The 26,581-nt window shown below is 73.1% G+C and carries 31 protein-coding genes, 1 tRNA gene and 1 pseudogene; 6 read left to right on the top strand and 27 right to left on the bottom strand.

The annotated features are described in order from the left end of the window. The first annotated feature begins 160 nt into the window (after window positions 1-160). Both MCM47_RS21910 and MCM47_RS21915 read left to right on the top strand, forming a co-directional pair. Window positions 161-1,084: a GNAT family N-acetyltransferase gene (locus MCM47_RS21910; protein WP_238863351.1), complete on the top strand. Its 924-nt coding sequence runs from the start codon at window positions 161-163 to the stop codon at window positions 1,082-1,084. Continuing rightward, entirely contained in the window at window positions 1,081-2,352 is a 1,272-nt protein-coding gene (locus MCM47_RS21915) for an ATP-grasp domain-containing protein (protein WP_238863352.1), read from the top strand. Before MCM47_RS21910 ends, MCM47_RS21915 begins: the two co-directional genes overlap by 4 nt. Before the next feature lie 54 nt (window positions 2,353-2,406). On the opposite strand, the gene MCM47_RS21920 is transcribed toward MCM47_RS21915, so the two are convergent. Beyond that, a tRNA-Met gene (locus MCM47_RS21920) sits at window positions 2,407-2,480 on the bottom strand. Between the two features lie 207 nt (window positions 2,481-2,687). Here MCM47_RS21920 and MCM47_RS21925 point away from each other — a divergent pair. The 3 genes from MCM47_RS21925 to MCM47_RS21935 all read left to right on the top strand — a co-directional run bounded on the left by MCM47_RS21925 (window position 2,688) and on the right by MCM47_RS21935 (window position 5,250). Continuing rightward, window positions 2,688-3,425: a hypothetical protein gene (locus MCM47_RS21925; protein WP_238863353.1), complete on the top strand. Its 738-nt coding sequence runs from the start codon at window positions 2,688-2,690 to the stop codon at window positions 3,423-3,425. Window positions 3,426-3,529: 104 nt separating this feature from the next. Continuing rightward, the gene (locus tag MCM47_RS21930; RefSeq protein ID WP_238863354.1) at window positions 3,530-3,895 is read left to right on the top strand and encodes a hypothetical protein; all 366 of its coding nucleotides are present in this window, start codon (window positions 3,530-3,532) and stop codon (window positions 3,893-3,895) included. Between the two features lie 173 nt (window positions 3,896-4,068). Continuing rightward, window positions 4,069-5,250 carry a DUF6236 family protein gene (locus tag MCM47_RS21935; RefSeq protein WP_238863355.1) on the top strand — a complete coding sequence of 394 codons (1,182 nt, stop codon included), beginning with the start codon at window positions 4,069-4,071 and terminating at the stop codon, window positions 5,248-5,250. 68 nt (window positions 5,251-5,318) lie between these two features. On the opposite strand, the gene MCM47_RS21940 is transcribed toward MCM47_RS21935, so the two are convergent. The 4 genes from MCM47_RS21940 to MCM47_RS21955 all read right to left on the bottom strand — a co-directional run bounded on the left by MCM47_RS21940 (window position 5,319) and on the right by MCM47_RS21955 (window position 7,905). Next, window positions 5,319-6,533 carry an IS30 family transposase gene (locus MCM47_RS21940; protein ID WP_238863446.1) on the bottom strand — a complete coding sequence of 405 codons (1,215 nt, stop codon included), beginning with the start codon at window positions 6,531-6,533 and terminating at the stop codon, window positions 5,319-5,321. 279 nt (window positions 6,534-6,812) lie between these two features. Continuing rightward, a complete protein-coding gene (locus MCM47_RS21945) occupies window positions 6,813-7,208 on the bottom strand; it encodes a hypothetical protein (protein ID WP_238863356.1) in 396 nt (131 codons plus the stop codon). A 71-nt stretch (window positions 7,209-7,279) separates the two neighbouring features. Further along, on the bottom strand, window positions 7,280-7,648 hold the full coding sequence (locus tag MCM47_RS21950) for a hypothetical protein (protein ID WP_238863357.1): 369 nt from the start codon (window positions 7,646-7,648) through the stop codon (window positions 7,280-7,282). Continuing rightward, entirely contained in the window at window positions 7,564-7,905 is a 342-nt protein-coding gene (locus MCM47_RS21955; protein ID WP_238863447.1) for a DUF317 domain-containing protein, read from the bottom strand. The genes MCM47_RS21950 and MCM47_RS21955 overlap by 85 nt, the downstream gene beginning before the upstream one ends. A 352-nt stretch (window positions 7,906-8,257) precedes the next feature. Between MCM47_RS21955 and MCM47_RS21960 the strand changes: the two genes are divergently transcribed. Beyond that, a complete protein-coding gene (locus tag MCM47_RS21960; protein WP_238863358.1) occupies window positions 8,258-9,175 on the top strand; it encodes a hypothetical protein in 918 nt (305 codons plus the stop codon). Window positions 9,176-9,280: 105 nt separating this feature from the next. Here the strand turns inward: MCM47_RS21960 and MCM47_RS21965 are convergent, their stop codons facing one another. The 22 genes and pseudogenes from MCM47_RS21965 to MCM47_RS22070 form a co-directional block, all read right to left on the bottom strand. Then, window positions 9,281-10,099, bottom strand: a complete 819-nt coding sequence (locus MCM47_RS21965; RefSeq protein ID WP_238863359.1) for a DUF317 domain-containing protein — start codon at window positions 10,097-10,099, stop codon at window positions 9,281-9,283. Window positions 10,100-10,137: 38 nt separating this feature from the next. Next, on the bottom strand, window positions 10,138-10,710 hold the full coding sequence (locus MCM47_RS21970) for a hypothetical protein (RefSeq protein ID WP_238863360.1): 573 nt from the start codon (window positions 10,708-10,710) through the stop codon (window positions 10,138-10,140). A 27-nt stretch (window positions 10,711-10,737) separates the two neighbouring features. Continuing rightward, a complete protein-coding gene (locus MCM47_RS43360) occupies window positions 10,738-11,556 on the bottom strand; it encodes a DUF317 domain-containing protein (RefSeq protein ID WP_238863361.1) in 819 nt (272 codons plus the stop codon). Beyond that, window positions 11,553-12,197 (bottom strand): hypothetical protein, encoded by a 645-nt coding sequence (locus MCM47_RS21980; protein ID WP_238863362.1) that lies wholly within the window; start codon window positions 12,195-12,197, stop codon window positions 11,553-11,555. The genes MCM47_RS43360 and MCM47_RS21980 overlap by 4 nt, the downstream gene beginning before the upstream one ends. Before the next feature lie 333 nt (window positions 12,198-12,530). Then, window positions 12,531-14,006 carry a DUF317 domain-containing protein gene (locus tag MCM47_RS21985; protein ID WP_238863363.1) on the bottom strand — a complete coding sequence of 492 codons (1,476 nt, stop codon included), beginning with the start codon at window positions 14,004-14,006 and terminating at the stop codon, window positions 12,531-12,533. Between the two features lie 29 nt (window positions 14,007-14,035). Next, window positions 14,036-14,956 (bottom strand): hypothetical protein, encoded by a 921-nt coding sequence (locus MCM47_RS21990; protein WP_238863364.1) that lies wholly within the window; start codon window positions 14,954-14,956, stop codon window positions 14,036-14,038. A gap of 39 nt (window positions 14,957-14,995) precedes the next feature. Continuing rightward, window positions 14,996-15,586 (bottom strand): hypothetical protein, encoded by a 591-nt coding sequence (locus MCM47_RS21995; RefSeq protein ID WP_238863365.1) that lies wholly within the window; start codon window positions 15,584-15,586, stop codon window positions 14,996-14,998. Between the two features lie 210 nt (window positions 15,587-15,796). Further along, window positions 15,797-16,207 carry a hypothetical protein gene (locus tag MCM47_RS22000; protein WP_238863366.1) on the bottom strand — a complete coding sequence of 137 codons (411 nt, stop codon included), beginning with the start codon at window positions 16,205-16,207 and terminating at the stop codon, window positions 15,797-15,799. Further along, window positions 16,204-16,977 (bottom strand): hypothetical protein, encoded by a 774-nt coding sequence (locus MCM47_RS22005; protein WP_238863367.1) that lies wholly within the window; start codon window positions 16,975-16,977, stop codon window positions 16,204-16,206. The genes MCM47_RS22000 and MCM47_RS22005 overlap by 4 nt, the downstream gene beginning before the upstream one ends. Continuing rightward, the gene (locus MCM47_RS22010) at window positions 16,974-17,909 is read right to left on the bottom strand and encodes a DUF4259 domain-containing protein (protein ID WP_238863368.1); all 936 of its coding nucleotides are present in this window, start codon (window positions 17,907-17,909) and stop codon (window positions 16,974-16,976) included. The genes MCM47_RS22005 and MCM47_RS22010 overlap by 4 nt, the downstream gene beginning before the upstream one ends. A 34-nt stretch (window positions 17,910-17,943) precedes the next feature. Continuing rightward, a complete protein-coding gene (locus MCM47_RS22015) occupies window positions 17,944-18,477 on the bottom strand; it encodes a hypothetical protein (RefSeq protein WP_238863369.1) in 534 nt (177 codons plus the stop codon). Then, on the bottom strand, window positions 18,474-19,277 hold the full coding sequence (locus MCM47_RS22020; RefSeq protein WP_238863370.1) for a hypothetical protein: 804 nt from the start codon (window positions 19,275-19,277) through the stop codon (window positions 18,474-18,476). The genes MCM47_RS22015 and MCM47_RS22020 overlap by 4 nt, the downstream gene beginning before the upstream one ends. Next, complete coding sequence (locus MCM47_RS22025) at window positions 19,274-19,963, bottom strand: HAD family hydrolase (protein ID WP_238863448.1); 690 nt, start codon at window positions 19,961-19,963, stop codon at window positions 19,274-19,276. The genes MCM47_RS22020 and MCM47_RS22025 overlap by 4 nt, the downstream gene beginning before the upstream one ends. Beyond that, window positions 19,960-21,183 carry an MFS transporter gene (locus MCM47_RS22030; protein ID WP_238863371.1) on the bottom strand — a complete coding sequence of 408 codons (1,224 nt, stop codon included), beginning with the start codon at window positions 21,181-21,183 and terminating at the stop codon, window positions 19,960-19,962. The genes MCM47_RS22025 and MCM47_RS22030 overlap by 4 nt, the downstream gene beginning before the upstream one ends. A 45-nt stretch (window positions 21,184-21,228) precedes the next feature. After that, window positions 21,229-21,678 carry a hypothetical protein gene (locus tag MCM47_RS22035; RefSeq protein ID WP_238863455.1) on the bottom strand — a complete coding sequence of 150 codons (450 nt, stop codon included), beginning with the start codon at window positions 21,676-21,678 and terminating at the stop codon, window positions 21,229-21,231. Then, entirely contained in the window at window positions 21,675-22,523 is an 849-nt protein-coding gene (locus tag MCM47_RS42625) for a hypothetical protein (protein WP_305068005.1), read from the bottom strand. The genes MCM47_RS22035 and MCM47_RS42625 overlap by 4 nt, the downstream gene beginning before the upstream one ends. Before the next feature lie 8 nt (window positions 22,524-22,531). Next, complete coding sequence (locus MCM47_RS22045; RefSeq protein ID WP_238863372.1) at window positions 22,532-23,458, bottom strand: winged helix-turn-helix transcriptional regulator; 927 nt, start codon at window positions 23,456-23,458, stop codon at window positions 22,532-22,534. Between the two features lie 49 nt (window positions 23,459-23,507). Further along, window positions 23,508-23,864, bottom strand: coding sequence for a hypothetical protein (locus tag MCM47_RS22050; RefSeq protein WP_238863373.1), 357 nt, complete (start codon window positions 23,862-23,864; stop codon window positions 23,508-23,510). Window positions 23,865-23,881: 17 nt separating this feature from the next. After that, window positions 23,882-24,490: a DUF4913 domain-containing protein gene (locus MCM47_RS22055; protein ID WP_238863374.1), complete on the bottom strand. Its 609-nt coding sequence runs from the start codon at window positions 24,488-24,490 to the stop codon at window positions 23,882-23,884. Window positions 24,491-24,871: 381 nt separating this feature from the next. Next, window positions 24,872-25,204 (bottom strand): hypothetical protein, encoded by a 333-nt coding sequence (locus MCM47_RS22060; RefSeq protein WP_238863456.1) that lies wholly within the window; start codon window positions 25,202-25,204, stop codon window positions 24,872-24,874. A 127-nt stretch (window positions 25,205-25,331) separates the two neighbouring features. Continuing rightward, window positions 25,332-25,844: pseudogene (locus tag MCM47_RS22065) on the bottom strand (DNA cytosine methyltransferase); the annotation flags it as partial. A 183-nt stretch (window positions 25,845-26,027) separates the two neighbouring features. Next, window positions 26,028-26,573, bottom strand: a complete 546-nt coding sequence (locus tag MCM47_RS22070) for a hypothetical protein (RefSeq protein WP_238863375.1) — start codon at window positions 26,571-26,573, stop codon at window positions 26,028-26,030. Window positions 26,574-26,581 lie beyond the last annotated feature (8 nt).

Here is a 26,581-nt window from a genome sequence, read left to right on the forward strand (position 1 = left end):
GTACGACACCATCGACGACGCCCCCGGCGACGACCACCGCGCGGCCCACCCCTCCCGGACCCGGCAGTGGACCGCCGCCTGGGAACACGTCAGCACCGAGCAGATCGACGCCCACCGCCACCTGCACATCACCGACCTCGACGCCGCCGTCACCGAGACCGTGCCGTACTTCCTCGTCGGCGCCAACGGCTGCCCGTACTGGACCAGCCAGGAAGTCGACGCGGGCGCCGCGCCCGTGTGGCCCGGCCCCGTCCTGTACTCCGGCAGTCCCCACGGCCAGTACGGCGGCGCCGGAGCCGCCACCGACCGGACGGCCGCCGTGACCGCCCGCGCGGGCCTCGACCTCGCCAACGAGCGCGGCGCCTGCGCCGTCGTCTACCCCGGCCTCGACACCGACCAGGCACAGCGGCTCGCCGCCGCCGGTCGGCGCCAGGGCGCCGCGCACGTCCTCGACCTGGCCACCGACGTCGCCCACCTCCGCGACCTCGACCCCGGCTCGGGGCTCGACCACTGGTGGGCGAACACCCCAACCGGCCACCGCCGGGACATCCGCCGCCAGTGGCGACGCGGAACCGAGGCTGGACTCGCACTCCACCCCCTGACCGGGAAGCGGATGCTGCCCCACCTGGAAGAGTTCACCCGACTCGCCGTCGGCACCGCCGAGCGCCACGGCGCCACCCTGTACGGCAGGGACATGTTCGAGCGCCTAGCCGAGGTGCCCGGTGCCGTCCTCCTCGCTGCCCGCACCGACCGCCACCTCGTCGGCGGCCTGTACTGCTGGCTCCACGAAGACCGCCTCTACCTCTGGGCGTCCGGCATCGACTACCAGCACCCCTTCAGCCGCCTGGCCTACACCTGGCTGATGACCGAGGCACCCCGCTGGGCCATGGAGCAGGGCGCCCGACACATCGACGCCGGGCGGGCCAACTACCAGGCGAAGAAACGCCTCGGGTACCAGCCGCACGTCCTGCGCACCGTCGTGCACCTGCCCGCCCCCGACCCCGCCACCGCGAAGGCGCTCGCCGCCCTCTCCCGCAGCCTCGGCGAACAGGCCCTGCACCACCACCCCACCCTGCCCTGGTGACACCTGCCCCGTCCCCGCCCGCCTTCGGAAGGACCCCCCTGACCAGCACCATCCCCACGCTCCTGCTCGTATCCGCCGGCGACGAGCAGTACAGGCGCTACGCGCTGGAGCAGATCGCCGCCCGCCACCGCGTCGTCCTCCTCAGCCCGAGCGAGCCGACCTGGGAAACGCCCTACATCCACGGACACGAAGTCGCCGACACCAGCGACCCGGACGCCAGCCTCGCCGCCGCCGAGCGCCTCGCCGCCGACCACCACATCAAGGGTGTCCTGACCTGGGACGAGTTCGCCCAGCACACCGCAGCCCACCTCGCCTGCCGGTTCGCCACGTCCGGGAACTCCACCGCCACCGCCCACACCTGCCGCGACAAGGCGGCCAGCCGTGCCGCGTTCGCCGCCTTCAACGTCCCCTCCGCCGCCAGCGTCCGCGCCGACACCCCTGACCAGGCCCGCGCCGCCGCAGCCACGATCGGGTACCCCGTCGTCCTCAAGCCCGCTGCGGCGGCCGGCAGCATCGGCGTCAGCCTCGCCGCCACCCCCAAGGACCTCACGGCGGCGTTCGACCTCGCCGACCAGGCGGCAGGCGACTACGAGCACGCCACCGGCTGGTGCGGCGTCCTGGTCGAGGAGTACCTCGACGGCCCGGAGATCAGCGTGGAGTGCGTCACCGTCCGCGGCGCTACCACCCCGGTCGCCGTCACCCGCAAGCGCCTCGGCCCGCCGCCCTACTTCGAGGAGACCGGCCACAGCGTCGAAGCCGGCGACCCGCTCCTCGCCCTCGTCGGCCCCGTCGCTGTCCAGGCCCTCCACGCGGTCGGCTACGCCAACGGCGTCTCCCACGTCGAGATGCGCCTGACCGCCAGCGGCCCGCACCTGATCGAGGTGAACGGCCGGCTCGCCGGGGACCTGATCCCGCACCTCGTCCGCGAGGCCACCGGCATCGACCTGCCGCTCGCCGCCGCAGACATCGCCCTCGACCTTCGCCCCGACCTCACCCCCACCCGCCGCCGCGCCGCCGCCATCCACATGGCCTACGCCCCCGCGGACGGCCGACTCACCCGGGCCACCGCCGACCCCGCACTGCGCCACCAGCACTGGCTGGAACGCCTGGTGTGGGAGAAGCAGCCCGGCGACCACGTGGCCCTGCCGCCCGCGGGCAACCTCGGCACCGCCCGCGTCGCCCACCTCGTCGCCACCGCCGCCACCGCCGAGATCTGCCTCCAGCACCTCGCCGACGCCGCCCGCCAGCTCGACATCACCACCGACTGACAACACTGAAGGCCCGGGGCCGCGCACACTGTGCGCGGCCCCGGGCCTTCGTCGTAGCGGGGACAGGATTTGAACCTGCGACCTCTGGGTTATGAGCCCAGCGAGCTACCGAGCTGCTCCACCCCGCGTCGGTGAACCCGACTGTACGCCACCGCGGGCCATGGGAGAAACGCGATACTCCGCCCGGGAAAACCCGTGCGCCACAGAGCCCGGCACGCCACCATGCCCCCAGGAGCGAACTCCCGGACGACTGGTCCCCGGCCGACAACCCGCACGCCATCGCCGTCTCCGAGGCGACCTGGTGGAACGCCACCGTCGCCCTGACGGTGCGCCGCATGCGTGAACAACCCACCCAGGTCCGCGGCTTCGACTCCCAGCAGATCGACGCCCGCACGCTCGTGACGGCCCTGCGCAACCTGCTGACGGCCGCCACCCTCCAGAAGGCCGCGCTCACCGAACTCGGCGCCGCCCAGACCCCGGCCGACGAACTCGACGCAGCCCGCCGCCGCTTCGAAGCAGCCCTTCCCGGACTGAAGGAGATACGCGACGGCCTGACCCACTTCGAGCACTGGTCCCGCGGAACCGGCCGCGGAGCACAGGCCGCTGCCCGGCGAGCCGGACAGAGCGAACGCGAGGTCGCCCGCGACTTCTGGAGCTTCCGGTTCGACCCCACTACCGACTCCGTCACGATGGGCCCCTTCACCATCCAGGTCACCGCAGCGGAAACCGCCACCGAGCAACTGCACGGCGCGATCTACACCGCCGCACTGGCGGTCGACGCCGCCCGGGCATCCGCAGTGCACGCCGACGCCGCCGCAGCACTCGCCACACAGCGGATCACCTACCAACCGCCCGCCGGCCAGGTACAACTGACCAGAGACCGGATCCAGCGCGTCTGCGTGGCGCTAGGCCGACAGACCGAGAGCCCACGATCCCGCCACGACCTCGCCGCCCGGGTCGTCGCCACACTCACCTCCGCAGGCCTCTCCCTCACCTCCGCCACCCACCCCCAGGCCGACGACGTGACCGACCGCCTCGCCGCAACCGAGACCCTCCTCGTCCGACGACCCTGACCAGCACCCGGGGTGACGCGGATCACTCGCGAAACCAGACGAAAGGGGAAGTTAATCCACCCTCTGGGCATTTCACCCTATACATCACGAGAGTTGGGGGCTCCTTGACCACGTCCGACGCCGGCGACGACCGCTACACCCACTTCCGCTTCGGCCACGAGCCGAAGCCCTCCGAGGCTGCCCCGGCCACCCTCGCCGTCCCCCATCCCGGCCCGCTCAACCCCCGCGGCATCCTCATCACCTGCGCCAACTGCGCCGCAGAACGCGACTGGCTCCTCATCCACGTCCACCCCGACCTGGTGTTCGTCCGCTGCCGCTGCGCGCACGAGTGGCGCGAGCGGGACCTGGAGGCCGCGGACATCGAGGCCTCGCGGGACGCGACCGGCGACGAGCAGGAGTGGGAGTCGTTCGAGGCGATGTACGCCGCGCTCGGATTCGACGGGCTCCTCCGAGGTGCCTACTTCGCCTAGGCAGCGGCTGAGTTGATGTCGCCCCGTGCCAGCGCAGGCGCGGGCGCGCTGTCGTTCCCGCCCGCCTGAGCGGGCCGTAGAAGCAGCATCCTGCGGAGAGGCAAGGGGCGCCTGCATACCATTCGGTGGAGCCTTGACCGCGTTGGTCGGGCCGGGGGAGAGGAAGGCGATCGATGGCGCTGCAGACCGGGCTCTACTACCCGTACGTCCACCTGCGGGACGAGACCTGGGCGAAGGCGGCGGCGCTGTACTGGCGCAACCTGGCCCGCGTCGTGCCGGAAGGATTCCCGGTGCGGGACCACGCCGTCGTCAAGGAGCTCAACGAGGGCTCCGGGTTCCTCATCGACCGTGATCCGCGCCCGGCGGCCGTGGCGGTCGCGCCGGCGTTCGTCGCGGCCGTTCGGGACAATGCCGAGGCCCTGCGCGCCCGATTCGACGTGGAGGACCGCCGGTTCACCTCGCGCTGGCAGTCGGCCCCGATGCTCGCGCCGAGCACCCGGGACCTGACCGGCCTGTACCCGGAGGAGGTGCCCGAGGAACTGGAGGAAACGCTGCGGGAGGCCGGACTGGCCTACCGGGACTGGCGGCAGACCGTTGGGGACCAGCAGGTGTCGTGGGTCGTCGTGGACCCGGCCTTCGCCTGGGCCTACAAGTGCGCCATCACCGAGGAGCTCGCCCGCCGGACGGCGTTCACGCCGGTCACCGACCAGCTGGACGCCTACACCGCGGGCGGCGGGTGGAGCGCTGGGCGCATCGCCGACACGCTCCTGGGGCGTACGGTGCCGGCCGTCGGCCGCGACACGGCAGAGAGCAGGATGGCCATGATGGCCGTGAAGTGCGTCCTGCCGGCAGACCTGCGCCACGTCCCGGCGGACAAGATCGTCCGGCTGCGGACCGACTACGCCGACGAGTTCACCGCGTTCTCCGCCGCTGTCGAGGCGGCCACCGCCGACGTGCTCGGAGCCACCCAGCAGGTGACGGACCGGGCCGCCTTCGAACTCCACCTCCAGGGAGCGTTCGACCACCACCTCGCCCTGCCGCTCGACAAGCTGCGCAAGGCCATCAACGGCCTGAAGCTTGACACCGTCTACACCACGCTCACGATCAGGCCGGAGGTCTCCGTGCCCGGGGCCGGACTTGCCTGGCTTCTCGGAGGAGGGACCGCAACGGCGGTGGGCACCGGCATCGCGTTCGCCGCCCTCGCAACCCGCCAGGCCGTCGCTCGCGAGCGCGACAGCATGGTCGCCTCCTCGCCGGTGGGCTACCTGCTGCGCGTGGAGAAGGAACTGAAGCCGGCCACGGTGCTGAAGCGGGCGGGCCGGGTCCTCGCGCGCACTGCGGGTGTGGGGATCTGACGCCGAAAGCACGTGGGGCCCGCACCGCAACCCTTAGGTTCAAGGGGTCATCGCAACACCGCTTGGTTTCAGACGGTGAGTAGATCACGTAGACGCTCGGCTGGGGTATCCCAGCCGAGCGTCTTGCGTGGGCGGCCGTTGAGCTCCTGGGCGACGTGCTCGAGGTCTTCGGGACCGTGAACGCTCAGGTCGGTTCCCTTGGGGAAGTACTGCCGCAGCAGCCCGTTCGTGTTCTCGTTCGAGCCGCGCTGCCAGGGTGAGGCCGGGTCGCAGAAGTAGACGGGCATGCCGGTGGCCATGCTGAACTGCTTGTGGCTGGCCATCTCGGGGCCTTGGTCCCAGGTGAGGGAGCCGCGCAGGTGGGCGGGCAGGGTCTGGACGGTGCGCACGAGCCCGTCGCGGACGGTCTCGGCGTCGTGGGTTGCGCCCGGCAGGTGGACGAGCATGGTGTAGCGGGTGCTGCGCTCGACGAGGGTGGCGATCGCGGAGCGTCCACCCGCGCCGAGGATCAGGTCGCCTTCCCAGTTGCCCGGCACGGCCCGGTCCTCGATGTCGGCGGGACGGTCGCTGATCATCACCATCGGGTCGATGAACCGGGACGTGCGCCGCTCGGGGTTTCGGCGGGGCTTGCGGCGGGTCCGACCGGTGCGGACGGCTGTCTGGATCTCCCGCTTCAGGCCGCCGCGGGCCTGGAAGTACAGGGTCTGGTAGATCGTTTCCACGCTCACCCGCATGCTGTGGTCGTCCGGATGGGTCTTGGCCAGAGCGTGGCAGATCTGTTCCGGGGACCACCGTCGGCGCAGGCCGTCCTGGACGAAGTCGCGCAGCGGACCCTCCTGCAGCAGCTTGCGCTCCTTGGGGCGGGGCCGGCGCTCGGCGGAGGCCCTGTGCGCCGCGTAGGGGTGGTAGTCGGCGGTCGCCGAGTTGTTCCGCAGCTCGCGCGAGATGGTGCTGGCCGAGCGTCCCAGGGTGCGTCCGATGGCCCGCATCGACTGGCCGGCGGCGCGCAGGTCGCGTATCCGCTCGCGCTCGGCCAGCGAGAGCAGTCTGGGGTGGAGCTCCTTCTCAAGGGACTTGAGGCTCACAGGTCCCGCCGACGCACTGATGATCACGTCGGACATCGTGACGGTTCCCGTTGTGTAGTCCACACGCCGGCCGTCGGGGTGGATCCGCGAGTTCCTGGACTTCCGGATGCCCCAGTCCCAGTCCAAGGCCGTTCGAGGGTTCACCCCGACCCGCTTGGCCGCCTGCCGCCTGGAGACACCCTCAGCCCGCAGCTTCACATACTCCTCGCGCCCGGGATGTCCCAGGCGCTTGCTGCCCATGCCGGCCTTGCGGGCCAGCGTGAACGCCGTGTTCCGGTTCAGCCCCAGCTCACGCGCCACGGGGGAGACGCTCCCCACCGCGTCAAGCCGTTCGAAGAACAGCCGCTTCAAGTCCGGATCGAGCCTCTTGCCGCCGCCCACGGTCCTCGCAACTCCCATGATCATGAGTGTTGCGAGGACCGCTAGAACCTAAGACCGGCGGTGCGGGCCCCACGTGCTTCTGCTGATGGGCTTCGGTCAGAAGCAGGTGTAGCGGACGACGCCGTCGACGGAGTCGACCGGAATGACGAGGCCGGCCTGGGAGAGGCGGCGCAGGCTCAGATGGACCGGGCCGCGGCGGCGGCCCAGGTGGCGGGCGAGGTCACCGGCGCCGCAGGGGCCGTTGACGAGGCGAAGACGGTGCAGGACATCGGCGTCGGTGATCTTGTCCCATTGGGACAAGGCGAATCGGAGGCTGAAGACGGCGAGGGCCACGACCGTCAACTCCCAAGACGCGACACGGTGGTACTGGACGGCGTCGTACATCACGACTGCGGCGCAGGCGACGGCGGTTGCGACGCTTACGCAGACCCAGGTGAGCACGGCCGTCCTGACGGCGAAGTTGTACGGGCGCGGGCGAGTGGAGGACTTCACGGCGACTCCGGATCGGCGAGGGAGCGGTCGGCGCGGGAGTACGGGGCGGGCGGTTCCCTTTACCGGCACCGCTAGTCTGACGGGTCGCGCTGCTGCGGCATCCGGGCGGTGGTTGTCACGGCCACCACGGCGCTCTGGAGCCGCTGGAGCTTGACCTGCAGGGCGACCTGCTGGCCGCAGGTCAGGCCGAGCGCGAAGGCCAGGAGTCCTAGGTCGAGGACCGCGCAGACGGCTGCGGTGGCGGTGGTGGAGACGGTGCCGACGACGGCCAGGTAGCGGACCGTGGCGAAGTGGCGGGCGACGTCGGCCTCGGATGCAGTGGAACTGGAGGTGATGGCGGACTCCTTGGCGAGGCTCAGCGGGTGGGACGGTCGTAGAGCGCCGTGATCAGGTCGATCACCAGCTCGACCGGGGCCTCGCGGTCGAAGGTCGCCTTCCACCCGGCGTCGCGGGCCGTGCCGGTGACGGCGATGGTCCACGTGTCGACGTTCGGGTCGTCGGGCGCGTAGCCGAGGTAGACGCCGGTGTCGGGGCTTGCCGCGTGGAGGCTGCCGCGCGGGTCGATGACCCAGCTCCAGCCTCTGGCCGCGAGGACGTCGGAGATCAGGTACGGGCTGCCGGGTCCGACCAGCCAGGTCCGGTGATCGACCGGACCGCCCGGCTTGAGGCCGGGAACGGTCGGGGTGGTGATCGCCATGGTCACGTGGTTGCCTTCCTGTTTGCGGGGAGACATCCATGTTTCCTTGGGTTCAGGGGCTTTGCGTAGTCGATCGTGTCTGCCCCAGGCGAACACCAAGTGCGCATCGGGCGTCAGCAGTTGCCGCGCTTCGAGGCGGCACGTGACGGCGCCGTCCGCCGGGTGCGGCGTCGGCCGAAAGCAGCGGCGATTGTGGGCGGGCTGCGGTACAACGGGGGCCGGTCCGACCGAGGGAGGGGAACGCCTGATGCGAAGGGCGAGTAGCGTTCGTTACGGCCCGGGCGACAACTCGGCGCTGAGGCTCGCGCTGTGGGAGGCGTGGAAGCGCAAGTGCTATTTGTGCAGGAAACCGGTGGAGTTCGACAGCTGCCAGATCGACCACATCATCGCGAAGGATGTCTCCGACGACCGACTGCGCCACCTCAAGCGGCACTTCGGCCTGCCGGACAGCTTCGACCTGCACGACCCGCACAACCTCGCGCCGATCTGCGTCCCCTGCAACGGGCCGGCCGGCAAGGCCAACACCACCTCGGACGCGCCGGTCGTCCTGATCCAGCTGGACAGGGCGGCCAAGTACCGTCCTGCCGTCGTCGCACGCGTGGAGGGGCTCGGCCGGTCCGGCAAGGTCGCCGAGCACCTGCTGCAGGTCATCACGACGGACCTGAGCCGGCGGGAGGCCCGTGCGGAGCTCTTGGAACTCGCCCCCGCAATCGTCCAGATCCTGGCGATGGCCGGCGGGTCGGCGGACCACCTGTCGTTCGAACATCTGGAGATCGAGGTCGACACGTACGGCTCCGAGCAAGGAGTCAACGTCTCCCTCGACGAGCGGGGCCGGACGGCCAAGGCTCTGCTCGCGGAGGTCTGCGAGGCAGATCTCGGCTCCGCCCTGCGGGGGCCCGTCGTGCAACTGCTGCGCGAGGTCGACACACGCGTCGTGAAGGACCTGCAGTCCCTGTACGAGGACAACCCGTTCTGCGCCGGCCCGCCCGTGAGCGACTGGTTCGTCGTCGACGTGGAATCGCTCGACTTCCGGCGGGAAGGGCGGTTCGTGGAGTTCACCGTCCGCGGAGTCTTCGAGGGCAACCTGTCGGCGTCCTTGACGCGAAGCGATTCACGGGGCGACGGGTTGGAGGATCTCCAGGGTGATGTGGTGGTCGCCGGCAGCTTCTCGACCTCGATGTTCTGGGACCTCACCGCTGCGCTGTCCGGCCTTGAAGCGGGGGACTGCCTGATCGACGAGTGGAAGCTCGACACCCTCTCCCTGCTGTGATCCACCGGGACGGCGACCCGGGCGGAGGTCGGTCCCCTGATCGGCGTGGAGGTGAGAGTTGGCGGAGTACTGCGATCGTGTCCGTCGCCAGGACGCCCGGTTCACCTACCGCGAGAACGCCGGTCGGATCCCGCCGCGGACGAAGGCTGGGCCGGACTGGGCCGAGGCGGAGGGTTGTGCCGAGCGGATCAGGGGGGAGCCGGCGTGGGCTGCCAGTGCACGGCTGCTGCCGCGTACGGGAGCGACCGGGGTCACGGTGGCGCACGCCGGAAGGTGCCTGAGATCGCTGCCCTCGCGGCGGACCGGGGCCGGGTTCACGACGGCGCCGTAGAGGCCGGCGACCAAGCGCGTCGGGGTGGCGGATGACGCGGTGATCCACCAGCGGTGCTCGTCTGTACCGCCGTTGACGATCCAGCGGGCGCTCGTTCCCGTCAGTTCGCTCGCACGGTCCAGTTCGCCGGGGATGTGGTGGACCTCGGCGTAGCCGTCGGGGGACTGCGAGAACGCGTGGGGAAGCCGCTCGTCCTCGACGGTGCTCCAGCCCGCGGCGAGCAGGGTCTCGCCGAAGGCGACCGGATGGTTGTCCGTCAGGTAGGCCGCAGGGCCTTCTGCGTGTACGCCGGCGAGAGTGCTGGCGAAGTCGGCCACGATCTCGGCCGGCGTGTGGTCGCTCATCGTGACTAGCCAGGAGGCCTCGCCGTGGAACGGGTCGTTGGCTGCGGTGGCCTTCCACAGCGGGCCCGGCGTCTCGGGGAGGAATCCGAAGCGGATGCGCAGGTCGGGACTGGCGAGGTAGACGTTGGCGACGTCGTCGCCGCCGTGGAGCCACCGGGCGGTGGTGAGGCGCTGCAGCGCGGTGTCGGGTATGCCCGCGCCGGGGGCGAGGTGGCGCGGGGCGACGTGGTACTCCCGCGAGGCGTTCAACGGGTGGTGCGGGGAGGACGGGTCGGGGGTCGGGTCGGTCAGGGGAGTCTCCTGGAGGGCGGTGTCGTCGGTGTGTCGGAGGCCGGCCGGGGAGAGGGAGCGACGGGCGGCGGGCCGGCTGTTGCCCGTGTCGCTGTCGGGTGCGCGGCGAGGGCCCGCGCGGAGGCGGCCTGGCGGTAGGCGCGGATCATGGTGGGTGCGTGGGAGGCCCACACGGTCATCTCGTGCCACACCTCCGCGGCGGTCTCCTCGCGGGACAAGGAGCGATGGAGGTGCGAGTTGTCGCGAATGGTCGCGTGGGCCGAGGCATAGGCGCCGAACAGCTCGCGCCTGCCGTGCTTCAGGAGGTCGGCCTGCGCGGGGGCTTCGGTCGCGGGGCGAATGTGGAAGAGGAAGGCGGCACCGTACGCGAGGATCTGGGTGAAGTGCTGGTAGGCGGCGAGGTCGCGTTCGACGATGCGGGTGCCCCAGCCCTCGCTGTCGACGATGGCGCCGCTGTCGTCGCAGAACGAGTCGTTGACGCCGTCCCAGTCGTCCATGGCCCGCTGGATTCCTCGGACGGCGTCTTCGACCACGGCGATGGCCACGGCGGCCTGGATGGCGCGGTACATGCTGGGGATTGCGGGTCTCCTTGTCGCTCAACGGGTCCGGTGCCGCGCTTTGGGCGGAGGGCTACCGGCTGCGGTGGTGGCCACGGCGGGGCGCGGCGGTGGTGCCTTGCTGCGCAGGGCTGCGGCAGCGGAGCGGGCCGGTTCGGGCGGTGCGAGCGCGGTGACGACCGCATAGGGCCAGTGGTGCGGGGGCACGTCCTCGGGGAAGCGGACCAGTGGCTCGGGGGCGGCGACGGCCTGGTACATCGCCGCGACGATCCCGTGCGGGGTCGTGGGCGAGAACCGGGCCGTCCAGTTGCGAGGGCTGTCTCCGGGACCGCCGTGAAGGCTGTATCCGGCCTCCTGGTCGGAGGGGCCGGAGGCGGTGGAACGCACCACGAGGCAGGCGAGGGAGTCCGGGGCTTCGTGGATCCAGGAGGAGCCGTCGGCGTGGGAGAGCCGCCAGCCCGGCAGGGGTTCCCAGGCGTCGGGGGCGATGGTGCAGGGGCGTGGCCGGCCGTGGTGACCGGCCGGTTCGTCGCGCACGGCGGTGGCCACAGCGGTCAGGACGGGCAGGAGGATCTCGCCCGGGGTGTTGCGGCTGATGGCCGCCTTCCACAGCGGGCTGTGATCGTCGGCGGTCACCTCGATGGTCAGGGCCGGACCGCGGGTGGCCCACCGGAAGTCGAAGACCCGCGCGGTCGAGCACGGGCTCCGGGCATCCTCGCCGCGGTTCTGCAGAGCCAGGGACCAGCCGTACTGCTCCCGCAGATGCCGCAGCTGCTGGTGGTAGTTCGGGTTCCAGCCTGCGACGTAGCGGGGCGCGACCGCCACGCGGCGGTCCCGCTGCTGATCGTCACCGCTCACCGGGCGTAGCCTTGCGGTGCCGCAGGAGGGGGAGCGGTGGCGGGCGGTGCCGCGCCAGGATGGACGGCCGGGGCTGGCCGTGCCGGGGATGCGAGCGCCGCCTGCGCGCGGGCGGAGGTGCTGGTCCTGGGCCGGTCCCCGTCGCCGGGATCCGGCACCGGCAGGGCGTGGTCGGCGAGGCGGTACGCGTTTTCCAGGATGTCGGCCTGGGAAATGGCCTCGCGCCGGTCGAGGTCCTGCATGAAGGCGGGGATGCGGGGGTCCAGCGGTCCTGCGGCGAGGGGCAGGCCGTTGGCCCGGGAAATGGCGTGGACCATCTGGATCTCGACGAACGGCGCCCACCCCAGTTCGAGGGTAGTTGCGCGGCAGATCTCCGGGCCGACGCCGTGCAGGGCATCGGGCAGGCGCCGGGCGCCCGGGAACCAGTAGTCCCTGTGCCGGTCCCGGCCGGTGTACCGGTTCTCCGTGCGGAACAGGCCCTGGCGGACGGCATAGCCGAGGAGTTCATGCAGGCCGATGTCGTGCAGCCACGATTCGGTGGGCGCTGGCAGGTCGGGGCGGAATCCCGGTGGGTTGGGGGCGCGGAGGAGGGGCGGTCCGTGTCCGCAGGCCAGCCGTGCTGCGGCGATCGCCTCCTCCATGCGGGCGGAGGATTCCCGCTCCAGGCGGGCGAGGACCGGGGGCAGGCGTCCGTCGAGGGCGTGCTCGACGCGAGGGTCGGCTGCACGGGCCAGAAGCAGGGCGGCGTCGGCTGCCACGATGGGGGCGATGCCGGGGTTGAGGCTGGTGTGGTGAGCTGCTGCGTCGACCAGGACATCGATGAGAGGCGCGTGGCCGGCGCGCAGCTGGACCTCGCGCAGGACTTCGCGGGCGGCTGCACGTCCGTAGGTGTAGATGTCGGGGGCAGGGCTTGGACCGGGCGCTGGTGGCGAGTGCAGGGTGGCCTCCGGGGGAGAGCGGGATGTCGGTGTTTGTCAGTGCCCCGGGCGGCGGGCGGCGCGGTCGGGCGTCGGCGAGGACAGAACGGCCGTGGTGGACACCCGTGGGGCTGCGGAGACCGGGGCGGTGCCGCGGCTGCGGGCGGCCAGGGCGGCCGGGGAGCACCCGGCGGCGGGTGGGCCGACGTGCACGGCGCCGAGGAACTGGGCGGGGATCCGGTCGGGACGGCGGACGACCGGGTCCGGGTCGGTGACGGCGAGCGCCGCGGCCCGTACGAGGTGCAGGGGTGTCAGCGAGGACAGGCCGATACGCCAGTGGTGGCCCGGCGCACCGGTGACGTCGATGGACGCTCCCCAGTGGGTGGTGTGCGCCAGCGCGTCGGAGACGGTGGTCGCGGGCGTGAGGAGGCCGTGGGTGATCCGGGCGCTGGTGTGCCCGTCGGGCGCCACCAGGTGCAGGTCGGCGTCGTCGGCGTGGGCGATCCACCCGGCCGCGGTCAGTGGTTCGATCGCGTCGCCGACGCTCATGCCGGGGCCGGGAACGAACGTGGCCTCGGTGCTGAGGTCGATGTCGGCGGTCAGCGAGTCGGTGAGGTCCCGCAGCCACGCGGTGGTGATCTCGGACGGCACGGCGCCGCTGAACTCCGTGGTCCAGGCCAGCCGGTGGCCCGGCCCCTGCGGGCCTGCGGACACCTTCAGGTCCTGGCCGGGAGCAGTAGTGACGAGTGCCCGTCCGCAGGAGCTCTCCACCCGCCCCGGCCGGGTCCGGTGCCACAGCGCGGAGGCTGCCGGAAGGGGTGTGGACCCGGTGCCGGCGCCCGCCAGGCGGCGTGGCGAGACGAGAGCGCGGTGCGCGCTCCACAACGGTGCTGGGTCGGCCGAGACCCGAAGCCTGTGCGCGGTGGGCAGTTCGTCGAGGGGCCGGACGGCCGGCCGTAGCAGAGTGGCGGCGGCGGTCTGCAGGAGGACAGCTGGGGTGCGGGAGCTGAAGGTGATGGTCCAGGTGCCCCGCTCAGCCGCGCCGGTCAGCACGGTGGGGGCGTCGTCGGAGCCGAGGGGGCGGGTGAGCGCACCGAGGCGGTCGGGGGCCAGCAGGACCTCGTGGCCGTCCCGGTGCTGCGGTGCCCAACCGGCCCGGCCCAGGACGCCGAGTGCGGCGTCCGGGCCGGGCATGGCGTACAGGACCTCCTGGGGCTGGTGCTGCAGGGCGTGCGCGAGGGCGTAGAGGACCGCCGCGGCGATCTCGGACGGTGCATGGTCGTCGAACGTGGCTGTCCACCCGGATCGGGTCCAGTGGCGGCTCGGCACGGTGACGTCCCACTGACCCGTCGCCGGTCGCCAGGCGAGATGGGCCTGGCCGTCGGGACTGACGAGCAGGATCTCGTCGTCGTCCGTGGGCGGGGGGACGCGCCAGCCGAAGTGGGTGACGAGGTTGAGACCGAAGTCAGGGTTGCCGCGGCCGGCCAGGTGGAGCGGGCGGACGAGAACATGGTCGGCGGGGGCAGTGGGCACGCGGGGCTTTCTGGTGATCGGCCCGGCGGTCAGCGGCCGGGCACGGAGGTGCGGGAAGCGGTTGCCGTCGGCCGCGCAGGCAGTGCGGCGGCTGCCGGGCTCGTGGAGAGGATCCGGGTGCGAGCCCTGGCGGCTCCGAGTCTCGGGGAGGGCACGGGCTCGGCGAGGGACTCGGCGGCACGGCGGAGCACGTCGTACTGATCGGCCGGAGACCGGGCCGACAGCCGGCGCAACTGGGCGGGGATACCGGGGTCGAACAGCGAACCGGTGGGAAGTCCTGCGGCGGACAGGACGGCCTGCACGGCGGCGGCCTCGACCAGCGGTGCCATGTCGTAGTCGAGTTCGACACGGTCGCAGACGTACTCGCCGCCACCGGCCAGGGCCTCCAGCACGTCGTACGACTCGTCCGCGAGGCGTAGTTCGGCGACGAGCAGCAGGGTGCGCACGGCGTGGCGCAGGACGGGGGAGTCGGTGCGGTGACTGGTGAAGGGCAGGTCCGCAGTGGAGTCGATGCCTGCGAGCAGTTGCCGGATAGCCCGGTCGTAGCGGGGCAGGAGGCGGTCGGTGACGGCGGAGGCCGCGCGCGGGGGGTCCGGGTCGACCGCGATGCCGTGGGGTGCCAGGTCCTCGTGGTCGTAGGCGGAACCGAGGGCCTCGGGCAGCAGCGCGGCGACGATGTACTGCCCGGCGTGTGGGTGCGGCCGGGGGAGGACGAGCAGTTCGCGCCCGCCGGGGCCGCGCAGGAGCCCGGCGCGGTCGTAGACGACGGTCTGGAGAGCCCAGGAGGCGTGGGCGAGGTCCCACAGCCTGGCGTGGACGTTGTTGCGGGCGTCGCTGGTGGTGAGCGGGGTGGAGGACGGCGTCCACCGGTCGGGCAGACGGGATGCGAGTGCCTCGGTGAACGCGGCAAGGCTGTGCCGTCCGGGCGCCGGGGTGGGGGAAGTGGTCATGGTGTGGCCTTACGGGCGGATCGTGGCGACGGCGCGGGGTCAGCGGGTGCGGGTTCGGCCCGGGGCCGGGGGCGCGGCGGGACCGGGGGTGGGCGCGGTGCTGACGACGGGCCCCGCAGCACTGCGGGAGTTGCCGCGGGAGGCTGCCGCGGCGCGGGCGCTCGGCGAAGTGCGCGGCTGCGGGAGCGGTGCGTCGGGGTCCTGGGTCCAGGCGCGGGCAGCGTCGACGGTGGGGAAATGGCCTTCGCGCAGGGTGTACGTGTCGTCGTCGACCTGGCGCCGCTCGTGGAAGACCCGTACCGGCAGCTGCGGGTCGTCGGTGCGGGTGTCGGTGGCGATGACCCAGATGTCGTACGGCTCGGTGGTGTACGTGTAGTCGTCGTGGACGGTGAAGTGCTCGGGACCGGTCTCGCGCAGCAGGGTCTCGACGCGCCGGGTCTCCCGGTCGGCGGGCCCGATGGGGGTGCGGGAGGTGAACCTGTCGGGGGCGGCCCCGCGGCCGACAAGCCAGTTCTGTGCCATCGCCACCAGCGGGAAGGAGGCGGATTCGATGGTGAACACGCCTGCGGTCCGGTCGCGTTCGACGTGGACGGCCCGCAGGGACGCGAGGCCCGGGACGTCCTGCCACACGTTGGCGGTGTCGAACGCGACGTAGAAGCTGCTGGTCTGCTCAGCGGTGTGCTGGTCGGACAGGATGATCAGCTCGGTGGCGATGACGCAGAGATAGTCGGCGGTGTGCTCGCTGGCCGAGTCGCCGGGTTCCAGGTCGCCGATGCCGAAGTCGGCTGCAGTGCTGCTGGGGTGTGTCGGGATGGCGGGGGTCTTCCGGTGGTGGTCGGGTCAGCGCCGCCGGACGGGGGTCCGGGGCTGGTCGGTCGTGGAGCGGGGCGCTGCCGTCTGGGGGGCCGGTGCGGCGCGTCGGCTGCGGGCGAGGGCGGCGGAGCGTCTGGCGGTCGTGGCCGGAGGGTCCGTTGCCCGGGCTCGCAGCCAGGCCAGGGCCTCCCAGGCGTCGTCGGCGCGGTGCAGGCGCACGGTGTAGGTGCCGGCCTGCTGGTCACGGGTGATGCGGGCGGCCAGGACACTGTGCGGGCCTGCGCCCAGGAAGTTGCTCGCGGCGAGGCCGGGCTCGTGCTCCTGGGCGAAGACGAGGTCGCTGGCGAGCAGGATCCGGGCGTTCGCCATGTCGTCGACACCGGCCGCCTCCAGGCCCGCCAAGCCGAAGTCGGCTCCGCCGGGCTCGGGCCCGTTCACCGGCCGGTGCGTCGGGACTGAGCTGTCCCGGGAGCAGGGGAGCTGCTGGCCGGCGGCAAGGGGTGTTCGGTGGTGGCCGGGGAGAGGCTCCGCGCAGTGGAGGCAGACACACGGTCGGCGGGGAAGTAGGTCCGGTGCCAGTCGCCGAGGGCGGTGTGCAGGTCGCTCAGGTGCCCGAGGAACTCGACCGATATCCGGTTGCTGGGCTCCTCCCCGTCCCGCTTCGTCCGGCTGAGGGTGTCCAGCAGGCGGGCGACGCCGTGGGAAGCTCCCCTGAGCGGGACCGGGAGACGCTGCATGGTGGAGACCGCGTCCAGGACGGCCGGATGACCGGCGATCTCCAGCGCCCGCTCGACGGTGATCCCGACATGATCCTGCGCGAGTTCGGGGGCGGCGGCGTAGGAGACTCGGAGGGCCGAGAGCCAGACCGGCCACAGCTCGCGGGCAGCCGTGGTGGTGGACTGCCGGCTGATGTCGTAGTCGCCGGTGTGGGCGAGGAGCCGTGCGTCCTGCAGCCGCCGCAGGTGCCGGTGGACTTCGGGTTCGTCCATGCTGTCCGTGGCGGGCGGGCCGGCGGCCCGGGCACCGGGGTCCTCGTGGTAGTTGACTGCGAGCAGGACCCGGACGGTGCCGGGCGGCGCCAGCAGTTGCAGGGCCTGCTGGGCGTGGTGAGTGGGCTTGCTGGCCAGGTGGTCTCCAAGGATTGGGCCGGCCGGAGGCAGGACGGGGCGTAGCCGGGCCGAAGCGACTGGTCGCGGTCTCGGGCTCATCGGCGCCGTGCTGCTCGGGGTTCGGCGGTCGGGGGCGGCGGGGAAGCGGCGGAGGGGCTCTCTGCCGCGGCGGCGGCGGCGGTGCGCGTGCGGGCAGCGGTGGCCCGCGGGCTCTCGTCCGCCGGGGCGGTCGTCGCCCGGTACAGGTCGAGCAAGGCGGTCAGGTGGCGGTGGCGGTCGGCGCGTTGGGCCATGGCCGGGCCGAGCGCCGGGGAGACCGAATAGGCGGGCACGTCGCGCGGGTGGAAATCGCCGCTGGCGCCGAGGGCCACAACGTGGAGCTGGCTGCGCACGGCGTCCAGGGCCTGGAGCGAGAGGTCCGCGGCGGCCTGCACGTCCTTGTGCGCCTGGTCCAGCTGCGCGGCGGCCTCGACGATCCGGCGCACGAGCTGTCCGGCGGCGCGGTCGTCGCCGTAGCCCGGAAGCGCGCGCAGCCGGTCGACTCCGAGCTCCCGGAGGGCCCTGCCGGTCCCGATCTCGTGCCGCAGGAGCGGGCCCGGCGTATAAGCGACGGTGTACGGGGTGTCCGGGTCGAGGACGGTCCGCAGGCGCTCCAGGCCGTCCAGCCACTGCTCGCCGACCTCCCGCTGCCCGGCACGGTTCCACGCGTCCATGTCGAACTGCACGTCGCCGAGCACGCGGTCCAGGGCACGGGCCGCCATTGGACGCAGGTGCTGCGGCAGGTCGGGGATCGGCTGCTTCGGGCGGTGGCCGGAGGCGACGGCGTCCGCACCGCCCGGGTACTGGGCGGCGACGAGGAAGGCCGCCGCGACGGCCTCGTCCCGCAGGCGGTAGCCCTGGCCGCCGGCGAGGTAGCGGGTAAGACGCTCCTCGATGACGGCGTGCCGCGCGTCGGGGAGGGCATGGTCGACCTCGTCCCCGAACTGCTCGGCGTGGTCGCTGTCGAACGGGCCGATGCCCCAGGTGCCCAACGGGTGGATCCTCCTCGGTGCGGGCGGTGCGCGCTCAGTGGCGCACCGCGCCGGTGGTGGGTGCGGGCGGGTCGGAAGCCGGCAACCGCGCAGGCGGGTGGAAGACGGCAGGTGCGGCGGCGCCGGTGCGCGACAGCGCGGCATTGCGGCGTGCGTTGTCGGCAGTGGTGTCGGGGCGTTCGGCCGCCTGCCGGTAGAGGAAGAGGGCCATGCCGAGCTGTTCGACGGCGAGGTGGTAGCGGGCGGCCCGCGTCTCGATGTCGTTGCCGAGATTGCGCAGCAGGCCCCAGGACTCGACGTCGCGGTGGTCGCCGTTCAGGCTCCGGGTGACGCGTCTGATCACGAGGTCGGCAGCGCGGCGCAGTTCCTCGTCGGCGTCGTCCACACGCTGTGCGTGACGTGCGAGGGCCCGTGCCAGGCTGCGCAGTTCACCGGGTTCGGGGTGGCGAGCTTCCAGCCCGTAGGTGTCGATGCCCAGGCGTTCCAGGACGATGAGCCGGCCGGCGAAGGCCGCTGTGCCGTCGACCTGGCGGGCGGGTGCCGGGCCGCGGGCCGCAGCGGTGCTCATCGCCCCGCCCGGGGGACCTGGTGGATGCCGGCCATCGGCGCGGGGGCCTCGGGGCTCGCGGCGGCGGCCGGGGACGCCTGCCGACTGGCGGCGCCGACGACTGCGGCATGGAGGCGGGTGCCGGCCGCGGTCAGGCGCAGTTTCTGTCCCTGGTAGAGGCTGGTGCGGGTGTCGGCCTCGACGAGCTTGCGCTTGATCAGGGCAGTGACCGAGACGGCGCTGACGGGCTCGGACGTCGTGACCCGCGCACTGCTGCGGACGCTGCCCGCCTGGAGGTGGACCCGGCCACGGGCGACGGCGTCCAGCGCCTTGCGCTGCGCCTCGTTGAGCTTGGCGGGGCGCTGCGGCCCCCCGGCGGTACGGGCGGCGGCGGGGCCTTCCGGCTGGACGGGCGTCGCGGGTGGCCGGTTGGCCGAGAGGATCTTGTGGAGCTGGGTGAGGGCGTCCAGGTGCTGGTGGAGCTCGGCGCGCCGGGCGCAGAGCAGGTCGAGCGAGAGGGCGCTGCTGCCGAGCAGGCCGTGGGTCTGCGGCAGGTCGACGTCGTCGCCGTTGACGACGCGCTGCATGTCGCGGCGGATCGTGGAGGCCAGGGAGACCATGCTCTGTTGGACGTGGTCGAGGCGGCGGGCGGTGCGGTGGATCTCGTCGGCGGAGCGGCCGAGCGGGCTGTCCTCGTCGTCGTGCCAGCCGGGGATCGCACTGAGCCGTTCGACACCGAAGACGGCAAGGACCAGTGCGGTGCCGACCTTGGTGGGGTCGGTCGCGGGCGGGCCCGCCGGTGGGGAGGGGAGGGTGCTCACGTGGCGTCCGTCGTCCGGGCGGCGACGGCGGCGAGTCCGGTCTCGACGGCCTCGGCGAGGGTGTCGACGAGCGGGGCGCCGGCGGTGGCGAGGCGCTGCGCGCTGTGAAGGCCGCCGGTGTGCAGGACGGGGAAAGCGCCCACCGCGTGGGCTGCGACGGCGTCGTCGCAGCTGTCGCCGATCACGACGACGCGCGCCGGATCGACGCCGGCGCCGAGCGCGCGCAGGTGTGCGGCCAGTGCCGGTGCCTTGCTGGTGACGGAGGGGCCGTGGCGGCCGTCGACGCGGTCCATCAGCGCGCCGATGCCCACGCGGTGGACCTCGCGCTCCAGCCGGTCGTGCGGGGCGAGGGACAGCAGGGACTGGCCGATGCCGCGGGCGCGCAGATGCATCATCAACTGCCGTACGCCCGAGCGCAGCCGAACCGGGCGGGCGTCCAGCGCCGCGAGGAACGCGGCGTCGTTGGCCTGCCATTCGGCGTCGGTGATCGTGCGGCCCAGCAGTTCGTCGTAGAAGGCGCGGATCGGCAGACGGTGCTTGGCGCGGTAGTCCTCGACGGTGACAGGCCGGCCGCCGAGAGCCGGAAGCGTGGCGTTGAGCGCGGCGACGTGGTCGGCGACATCGTCGCGCACCGTGCCGTTCCAGTCCCAGACGACGCGGACCGGGGAGGTGATGCGGTGGGTCAAGCGGACTTCTCCCGAGGGGTGTCGGTGCCCGCGAACAGGTCGGTGCGGGCGATCAGGACAGCGGCGGCGAGGGCCGCGGCGAGGACCGGGACGGCGGCGACCGCAGCGGGGCCGTGTTCGGCGAGCCGCCCGGCCAGCGCGGTGCCCGCGGCTTGGCCGACGCCGATCACCGCGATCATCCAGGCGGCGGCCTCGGTGGCGGTGCCGGGTGGGGCGAGGCGGTCGGACAGCATGAAGGAGACGGCCAGCAGCGGCGACAGGTACAGGCCGGGGCAGGCGCTGAGTGCCACGGTGGGAGCCGGGGCGGTGGTGAAAGCGAGGGGTGCGAAGAGAATCGCGTACCCGCCCGCGGCGCACAGCAGTTGCCGCGACAGCGGCATCGACCAGGGCGAGCGGGCGTAGACCAGGCCGCCGAGCAGGCTGCCGGCGGCGAGGGCGGCGGGCAGCAGCCCGGCGAGCCAGCCGCTGGCGTGGCGGTCGGCGAGAGCGACGGCCAGGACGTTGAAGCTGCCGAGGTTCACGCCGAGGAAGGTCATGGCCGCGAGCAGCAGAAGAAGGCCCCGTGAGCGCAGCGGACCGCTCCAGCGCACGGGCGCCCGCCTGGGCGACGCCCAGCGGGCGGGAATCTGGACCGAGACGGCCAGGCACCCGCCCGCACCGAGCAGCGCGGACGCACCCAGTGCGGCGGCAGGGGAGGCGAGTTGGCACAGGAGCGTCGCAACGAGGGGGCCTGCGACGAAGATCAGTTCCTGGCTGGCGGAGTCGAGGGCGAAGGCGACGCGCTGCGCGGCGTGGTCGGGGACCAGGCGCGGCCACAGGGCCCGCAGTCCCGGCTCGGTCGGCGCGGTGGCGGCGCCGGCGAGGACGGCGAGCGCGGTGGCGGCGAAGGGGTGCTCGGCGCACCCGAGCACGGCAAGTGCGGCGAACGCTGCACCCGTGACCGCGCCGGACACCGCGGTGACGGGGGCGAGGCGGGTGCGGTCGACGACCCGGCCGAGCAGGGGCTGGCCGATGGCGGCGGCAAGGCCGTAGAGGGCGGCGAGCAGGCCGCCGAGGAGGACGGGTCCGCCGTCGGCTCGGACGGCGAGCAGGAGCGCGACCGGTGCCATGGCGGTGGGCAGCCGGCTGACGAGGGTGCCGGCGAGCATCGCCGGGACGTGCGGTCGGGCGAGAACGTCGCGTAGCCCCGGGCGGGACGAACGGGCGGGGGTGAGGGGCATGCGGGAGGAGGTGTCTCCTGACGGGGCGGATCGGCGGGCGGCGGCTCAGGTGCCGGGGGCCTGGCGCAGCGCGGCGGCGGCGGCGCCGAGGTGGGCGGCGGCGCTGGTGAGCAGGACGGCGGCCCGCAGGCGCCCGGCCTGGACGAGCCCGGCGGCGTCGGTGATGCCGCTGTCGCGCTCGGCGAGCTGGTCGAGGACGGTGGTCATCGACCCGCCGGCGGATAGCAGCGACTGCAGGGCGGACTCGATCCGTGACAGGGCGGTGCGGTGCGCCGCGGCCGGCGTCTCGCCGGCGTCGACCACGGCGGCGGCGGAGGCCGCGACGGTGGCCAGGTGCACCAGGACGTGCAGGAGGTTGCGGCTCAGCAGGAGCGCCGGGTCCTCGGCGTGGTGCGGCAGGTCGAGGGTGCGCGCCAGGGCCTGCACCTGCTCGGACTCCTCCGCGAGGTCGGCGGTGAGCAGGGCGTGCGCCTCGCGCTGGTCGGCGGCGGTCAACGGCTTCTCCGTACGGTCTGCTGGGCGGTGGCGGGTGCGACGACGGGGGCGCAGGGGCTGGCGGCCCGGGCGGCAGGAGAGAGGCTGCGGGCGGCGCGGTCGGGGTCCGGGCCGATGTCGAGGTGGCGGCGCATCCCGGCGGACAGGTCGCCGATGTGCCGTCGGACGGGGGACTCGGAGGCGAGGAAGCCGACGACCGCCTCGACCAGGATGTCCGGGCAGTCGCCCGCCATCGCCGCTTCCCAGCCCTCGCCGTCCATGCCGACCGTGACCAGCCACGCGCCGGCGCGTGGCGTGCACAGGACCTCCGCGAGACGGTCGGGGGAGACCATCCGCACGATGTCGGTGCCGTGCCATGAATCGGTGCCGCTCCAGCGGGCTTCGGCGAGGTCGTCGATGGCACTGCTGATGTCGGCGCGGTCGGGTGCACCGTCCACCGCGACCTGGGCGGCCTCGACTAGGGCCTCGGCGACGGCGGCGGTGATTTCGTCGGGTGCACCACCGCTCAGGACCGCTTTCCAGTTGGGCCCTTCGGCGTGGAGAACGTCGTGTTGCTGGAATGCCGCGGTGGTGGCGAGCACGATCCGGATGCCGCCCCGGGTGAAGCCCACGACCCCGTCCCCGGGCAGCGGGTCCCACTGCGCGTCGCGCAGGACACGGCGGGCAGAAGCGGTGGGAGTGGAGGTGGCGAGCGCCAGGTAGGCAGGCCGTACGCCGACGAGCGGTCCGCGCTGCCAGTCCGGCCGGAAGAGGTGGCCGTTATGGTCGAGGACTCCCTTGGCGGTTGCGGCGCGGCGCTTGCGGGATGCGTTGTCCGTGGGAACGGGGTGAGAGAGGGGTTCCATACGAGTCCTCAGCGCCGCTGGACGGCAGCGGAATTGGGGGTGGGGGCGGGGGGTGCAGGCTGCGGGGCCGGCTCGTGGCTGAAGACCAACGCCGGGGCGACCGAGCGCAGGGTGGCGGCCTGGGCGCGGACCGATGCCCGCTCGGCCGGGGACGGCGACACCGCCGCCGCGTGGGACGGCGCGGGCGTGCCCGCCGCCGACCGGGCGGGCACGGCCTTCGGGGCCGGCTCGGCGGGCGCGTGGACGCGGGTGCTGGTGCTGTGCGCCGGCCAGGAGCTGCGGTCCGCGGGCGGCAGGTGGCGCTGCGCCCACTTGGTCAGGGCCTTCAGGGGTTCGGACAGCGCCTGTCCGGCGGGGGTGAGCCCGTAGAGGTAGTTGCGCGCGGTACCGGTGCGTTCGACGATCCCGGCCTCCTGCAGCTGCGCGAGGCGCTGGTAGAGGTTGCCGGGGTGCATGCCCGCGGGCAGCGTGGTGTCGAGGATCTCGGAGGGGTACACCGGTTCGCCCTCCGCCGCCAGCGCCATGATCGTGGCCACGCTGTGGGTGCGGTTGAGCGTGGCCAGCGCCTGCTCGGTGTACGCGCCCAGGCCCGTGCCGGTCTGAGGGGCCTGCTGGTGGGCGGAGGCCCACTGGGTGAACGGAATCTGGACGAACAGGGCCTCGCGGCCGGCGCGGGTGAGTGTGACGGCGGCGCCCGCCGCCTCGTTGCTGCGGGTGAGCAGCCCGTCCTCCTCCATTGCCGACAGCCGGGAGGCGAGCTGGCCTTCGCTCATCCACGGCGTCTGCTCGGCGAGTTCGGCGACCGGGAGGGTGTCGCCGCTGCGCTTGAGGCGGCGCAGCACGGAGATCGTGTTCTGCGGGCCGAGGATCGACAGGGCGTTCTGCAGCCGCTGGGCCTGGGGGCGGGAGAGTACGACGGAGGTGGAGGCGGGCATGCGTGGTCCTTCGCGGTGATGGGTCGTGCGTCGGGCAGGCTCGGGGGTGTCAGGCCGCAGGGCGTGCGGCACTGAGGAGTTGCAGGCGGCGGGCCGCCGTGTTGTAGACCTGGTGACCGCTGCGGGGGCCGGCGGCGACGAGGTAGATGCCGCCAGAGCGGGAGGCCGGGGCGGGCGGGCGCTCCTGGTAGACCAGGCGCCAGCACCGGTCGGCGTCGAGGTAGACCTTCCGGCACCCCGTCAGGTCCCACGGGCCGCGCCGCCCCAGGGCCGGTCCGCGCTGCTGGCAGGTCACCAGGCGGCGCAGGTGGTGGACGGCGGCGTCCTGGAGAGCGACGGGGAGGCTGCCGAGGTCGGTGAGCGCCGCCGGGTGGGCGTCGAATTCGAGGATCGCGGCGGCGGTCACGGGCGTTGGTCCTTGGTCTAGGCGGGCGGGCGGATCGGTCCCGGCTGCGGCAGGGAGTCTGGGTCGGTGAACACGGGTGCGGGCAGCAGGCGGTGGCTTAGGTGGTCGGGGTTGGTGGTGCACGCCGCGAACGGCCCGTCGGGGCTGCGGAGTTTGAGCAGCAGCGGCTCCAGGTGGTCGCGCTGCCACACGCTGGGGCCCGTGGCGCCGGAGCGGGCGTCGGTCAGCTCCTGCCAGGCCAGCCAGCAGTGGTGGATGCGGGCGAGGGCCTCGTCGTGCTCGGGCCAGCGGGTGCACCACGGCCGGCCGGAGGTGATCTCCTGTCCGTACACGGCGAGGAGGATGTGGTCGACCCAGGGCACCATCGTGGCGACTTCGGCGGCGAGCGCGTCGTCGTCGAAGGCCAGGATCGTCAGAGGGCCGGTGTCCGGGTCGTCGTCGGGAGCCTCGTCGGCGGGCACCTCGTCGGCCTCCTGCGGCTCGTACTCCTCGGAGAGCCGGTCGGCGACCACGGCGAGCGAGTCCCGTTCGGCCTGGAGCCGGGTCAGGGTGGCCCGCCACTCGGCGAGGGTCTCCGGAGTGACGGCGGGGCGTCCGGGCAGGTCGGCGGGGTCGGGGGGCGTCAAGGGCGGCTCCGGGAAGGTCGGGGGGTTCGTCGATGGGCAAGACTCTGCCCGCCGGCCAACTCCTTGTGCGGGAGATATCGGGTGGTGTATGGGCGTCGTGAATTCAGGCGGAATGGAATTGATGGTTCCCGCACAGTGGAATTCCGCGAGTCAGCAACTCCACTGCAAGAGCAGCTTGTTGGGGGACAACGCCATTTCCGAGGGCGGTGAGCTGGGCCGAGCGGGAAAGGCCTGTGATCTGTGTCACCCAGCCTTTTTCGAGGCCCATGACCCATTCCACGAATTCGGGTGAGAGGCGCCCTCTGGTATCGACCGGATCGGGTGCCGGGCGTGTGGCGGCCTCCCACCGGGCGATGGCCGGGGCGTAGTCGCCCCAGCGGCTCAGCTGCGCGGATCCGCGTCGTCCATCGGCAGCGGTGTCTGCCCCGACAGCGGGATCGGGGTGCCGGCGCTGCGGCGCCCCGGCGCTGGCCGGTCCCGAGCCGGGGATGCCGGATCCATCCTCGCTGCGGCACTCGGCAGCGTCAGGTCGCCCCTGGAACCGCGTTGGTTCGGGCCGCCCTTCGTGCCGTCGGTCGCCCGGGGTGTCGGCAGCAGGTGCTCGACCAGGTCGCTCAGGTTCGGGCCGTGGCCGCCTGCCTTGCGCCGGTCCGGGTGCTGGGAGCCGCCGATGCTGCCGAGGTTCGAGGTCGGGGTGAGCAGCAGCGTGACCACATGTCCGAGGTCCTCCCGTCCGGGGTCCGGGCCCTTGAAGTCCCTCGCCCGGGGGGTCGGCAGGCCAGGCGGCGATGAAGACGCGCTCCCTGCGGTGGGGGGCTCCGACGTCGGAGGCTCGTAGAACCTGCCACCGTGCATCGAGCCCCGCGTCGGCCAGGTCTGCGAGTACGGCACCGAGTGCCCGCAGAGAATGCTCATCGCCGGTGTCTCCCAGACACCACGGGCACGGTTCCACGTCGCCGTCGGAGGGCGCGTTGGCGGGGGTGGACAGCAGGCCGCGGACGTTTTCAAGAACCACCAGACATGGTTGAAGAGTTGAGATGGCGCGGGCGATGGTGTGCCACAGGCCCGAGCGGGTGCCCTCCGCGAGCCCGGCCCGGCCGCCGGCCACACTCACGTCGGTGCACGGGAACCCGGCGACCAGCACGCACACCGGCTCGACCCGGCTGAAGTCGACCTGCGTGATGTCGCCCAGGTTGGGGACCTCGGGCCAGTGGTGGTCGAGGATGGCGGCGGCGGCCGGGGCGGGGTCGGCGTGCCAGGCGATCGTGCCGCCGAGGATGGACTGGACGCCGAGGTCCAGGCCGCCGTAGCCCGAGCACAGGGAGCCGATCCGTATGCCGCCCGGCCCCGTCATCGGGGCTTCCGGGCGGTCGTGGCTGCGGCGGCGAGCGGGTCGCGGTGGGCAGTGCTCGTCGCGAGGCACTGCGCGGTGTCGGCGAGAGCGGTGGCGATGGTGTGGAGCAGGGCGGACTGCTCCTCGGCGGAGAGGGAGGAGGTGGGCAGGGGAGGGCTCCGGTAGGAGGTGTGTGGGGGGAGGTCAGTGCCGCCGCGGTGCCGGGGGCACGGCGTGCGGGGCGGGAGGCGCCGGATTCGGGGCACGGTCCTTGCGGAACGGAAGGCGCAAGGAGGTCCGAAGCCGGGCCGCGGCGCCGCGTTTGTCCGGTGCCGAGGCTGCGGCCGGTGCCGGGCGGGTGCGGGCGGCGCGCGGTGGCTGGATGTGCTGGCGCAGGTGGATGGAGGCCGAGGAGAGGGCCTTCGCGGCATCCCGGTACAGCCACTTGGCGTGGTCGACGGCGATCTCCGTCGCTGGCTGCCCCTGCGCGGCGAGGACCAGTTCCATCACCTCGCAGAGGCGGTGGTCGGCGAGGGCGGACGCCGAGGAGGCGCGGGCGGTCGCCAGCGTGCCGCGTCGGGAGGCGGCGGCATCGTCCGGGGCGGCGTACGGGGCGGGTTGTTCGGCGGCGGCCTGCAGGAGCGCGGTGCGGATCGTGCGCAGCGTGATCAGTTGCAGGACCACGAGCCCTACAGGGGGGAGGTGGCCGGCCTCCTGGGGCTGGGACCAGGAGGCCGCGGCGTCGTCCATGGAGTCGG

It is taken from the genome of Kitasatospora sp. A2-31, assembly GCF_022288725.1.
Taxonomy (GTDB): Bacteria; Actinomycetota; Actinomycetes; order Streptomycetales; family Streptomycetaceae; genus Kitasatospora.

Bases quoted from the DNA above. Each gene is read 5' to 3' on its own strand.
- MCM47_RS22015 (WP_238863369.1), bottom strand. From the start codon at position 18,477: ATGAGCACCGCTGCGGCCCGCGGCCCGGCACCCGCCCGCCAGGTCGAC.
- MCM47_RS22005 (WP_238863367.1), bottom strand. From the start codon at position 16,977: ATGAGCCCGAGACCGCGACCAGTCGCTTCGGCCCGGCTACGCCCCGTC.
- MCM47_RS42625 (WP_305068005.1), bottom strand. From the start codon at position 22,523: ATGGAACCCCTCTCTCACCCCGTTCCCACGGACAACGCATCCCGCAAG.
- MCM47_RS21955 (WP_238863447.1), bottom strand. From the start codon at position 7,905: ATGGCGATCACCACCCCGACCGTTCCCGGCCTCAAGCCGGGCGGTCCG.
- MCM47_RS21990 (WP_238863364.1), bottom strand. From the start codon at position 14,956: ATGACCACTTCCCCCACCCCGGCGCCCGGACGGCACAGCCTTGCCGCG.
- MCM47_RS21970 (WP_238863360.1), bottom strand. From the start codon at position 10,710: ATGTACCGCGCCATCCAGGCCGCCGTGGCCATCGCCGTGGTCGAAGAC.
- MCM47_RS21925 (WP_238863353.1), top strand. From the start codon at position 2,688: ATGCGTGAACAACCCACCCAGGTCCGCGGCTTCGACTCCCAGCAGATC.
- MCM47_RS21980 (WP_238863362.1), bottom strand. From the start codon at position 12,197: ATGGAGGAGGCGATCGCCGCAGCACGGCTGGCCTGCGGACACGGACCG.
- MCM47_RS22070 (WP_238863375.1), bottom strand. From the start codon at position 26,573: ATGGACGACGCCGCGGCCTCCTGGTCCCAGCCCCAGGAGGCCGGCCAC.
- MCM47_RS22030 (WP_238863371.1), bottom strand. From the start codon at position 21,183: ATGCCCCTCACCCCCGCCCGTTCGTCCCGCCCGGGGCTACGCGACGTT.
- MCM47_RS21935 (WP_238863355.1), top strand. From the start codon at position 4,069: ATGGCGCTGCAGACCGGGCTCTACTACCCGTACGTCCACCTGCGGGAC.
- MCM47_RS22045 (WP_238863372.1), bottom strand. From the start codon at position 23,458: ATGCCCGCCTCCACCTCCGTCGTACTCTCCCGCCCCCAGGCCCAGCGG.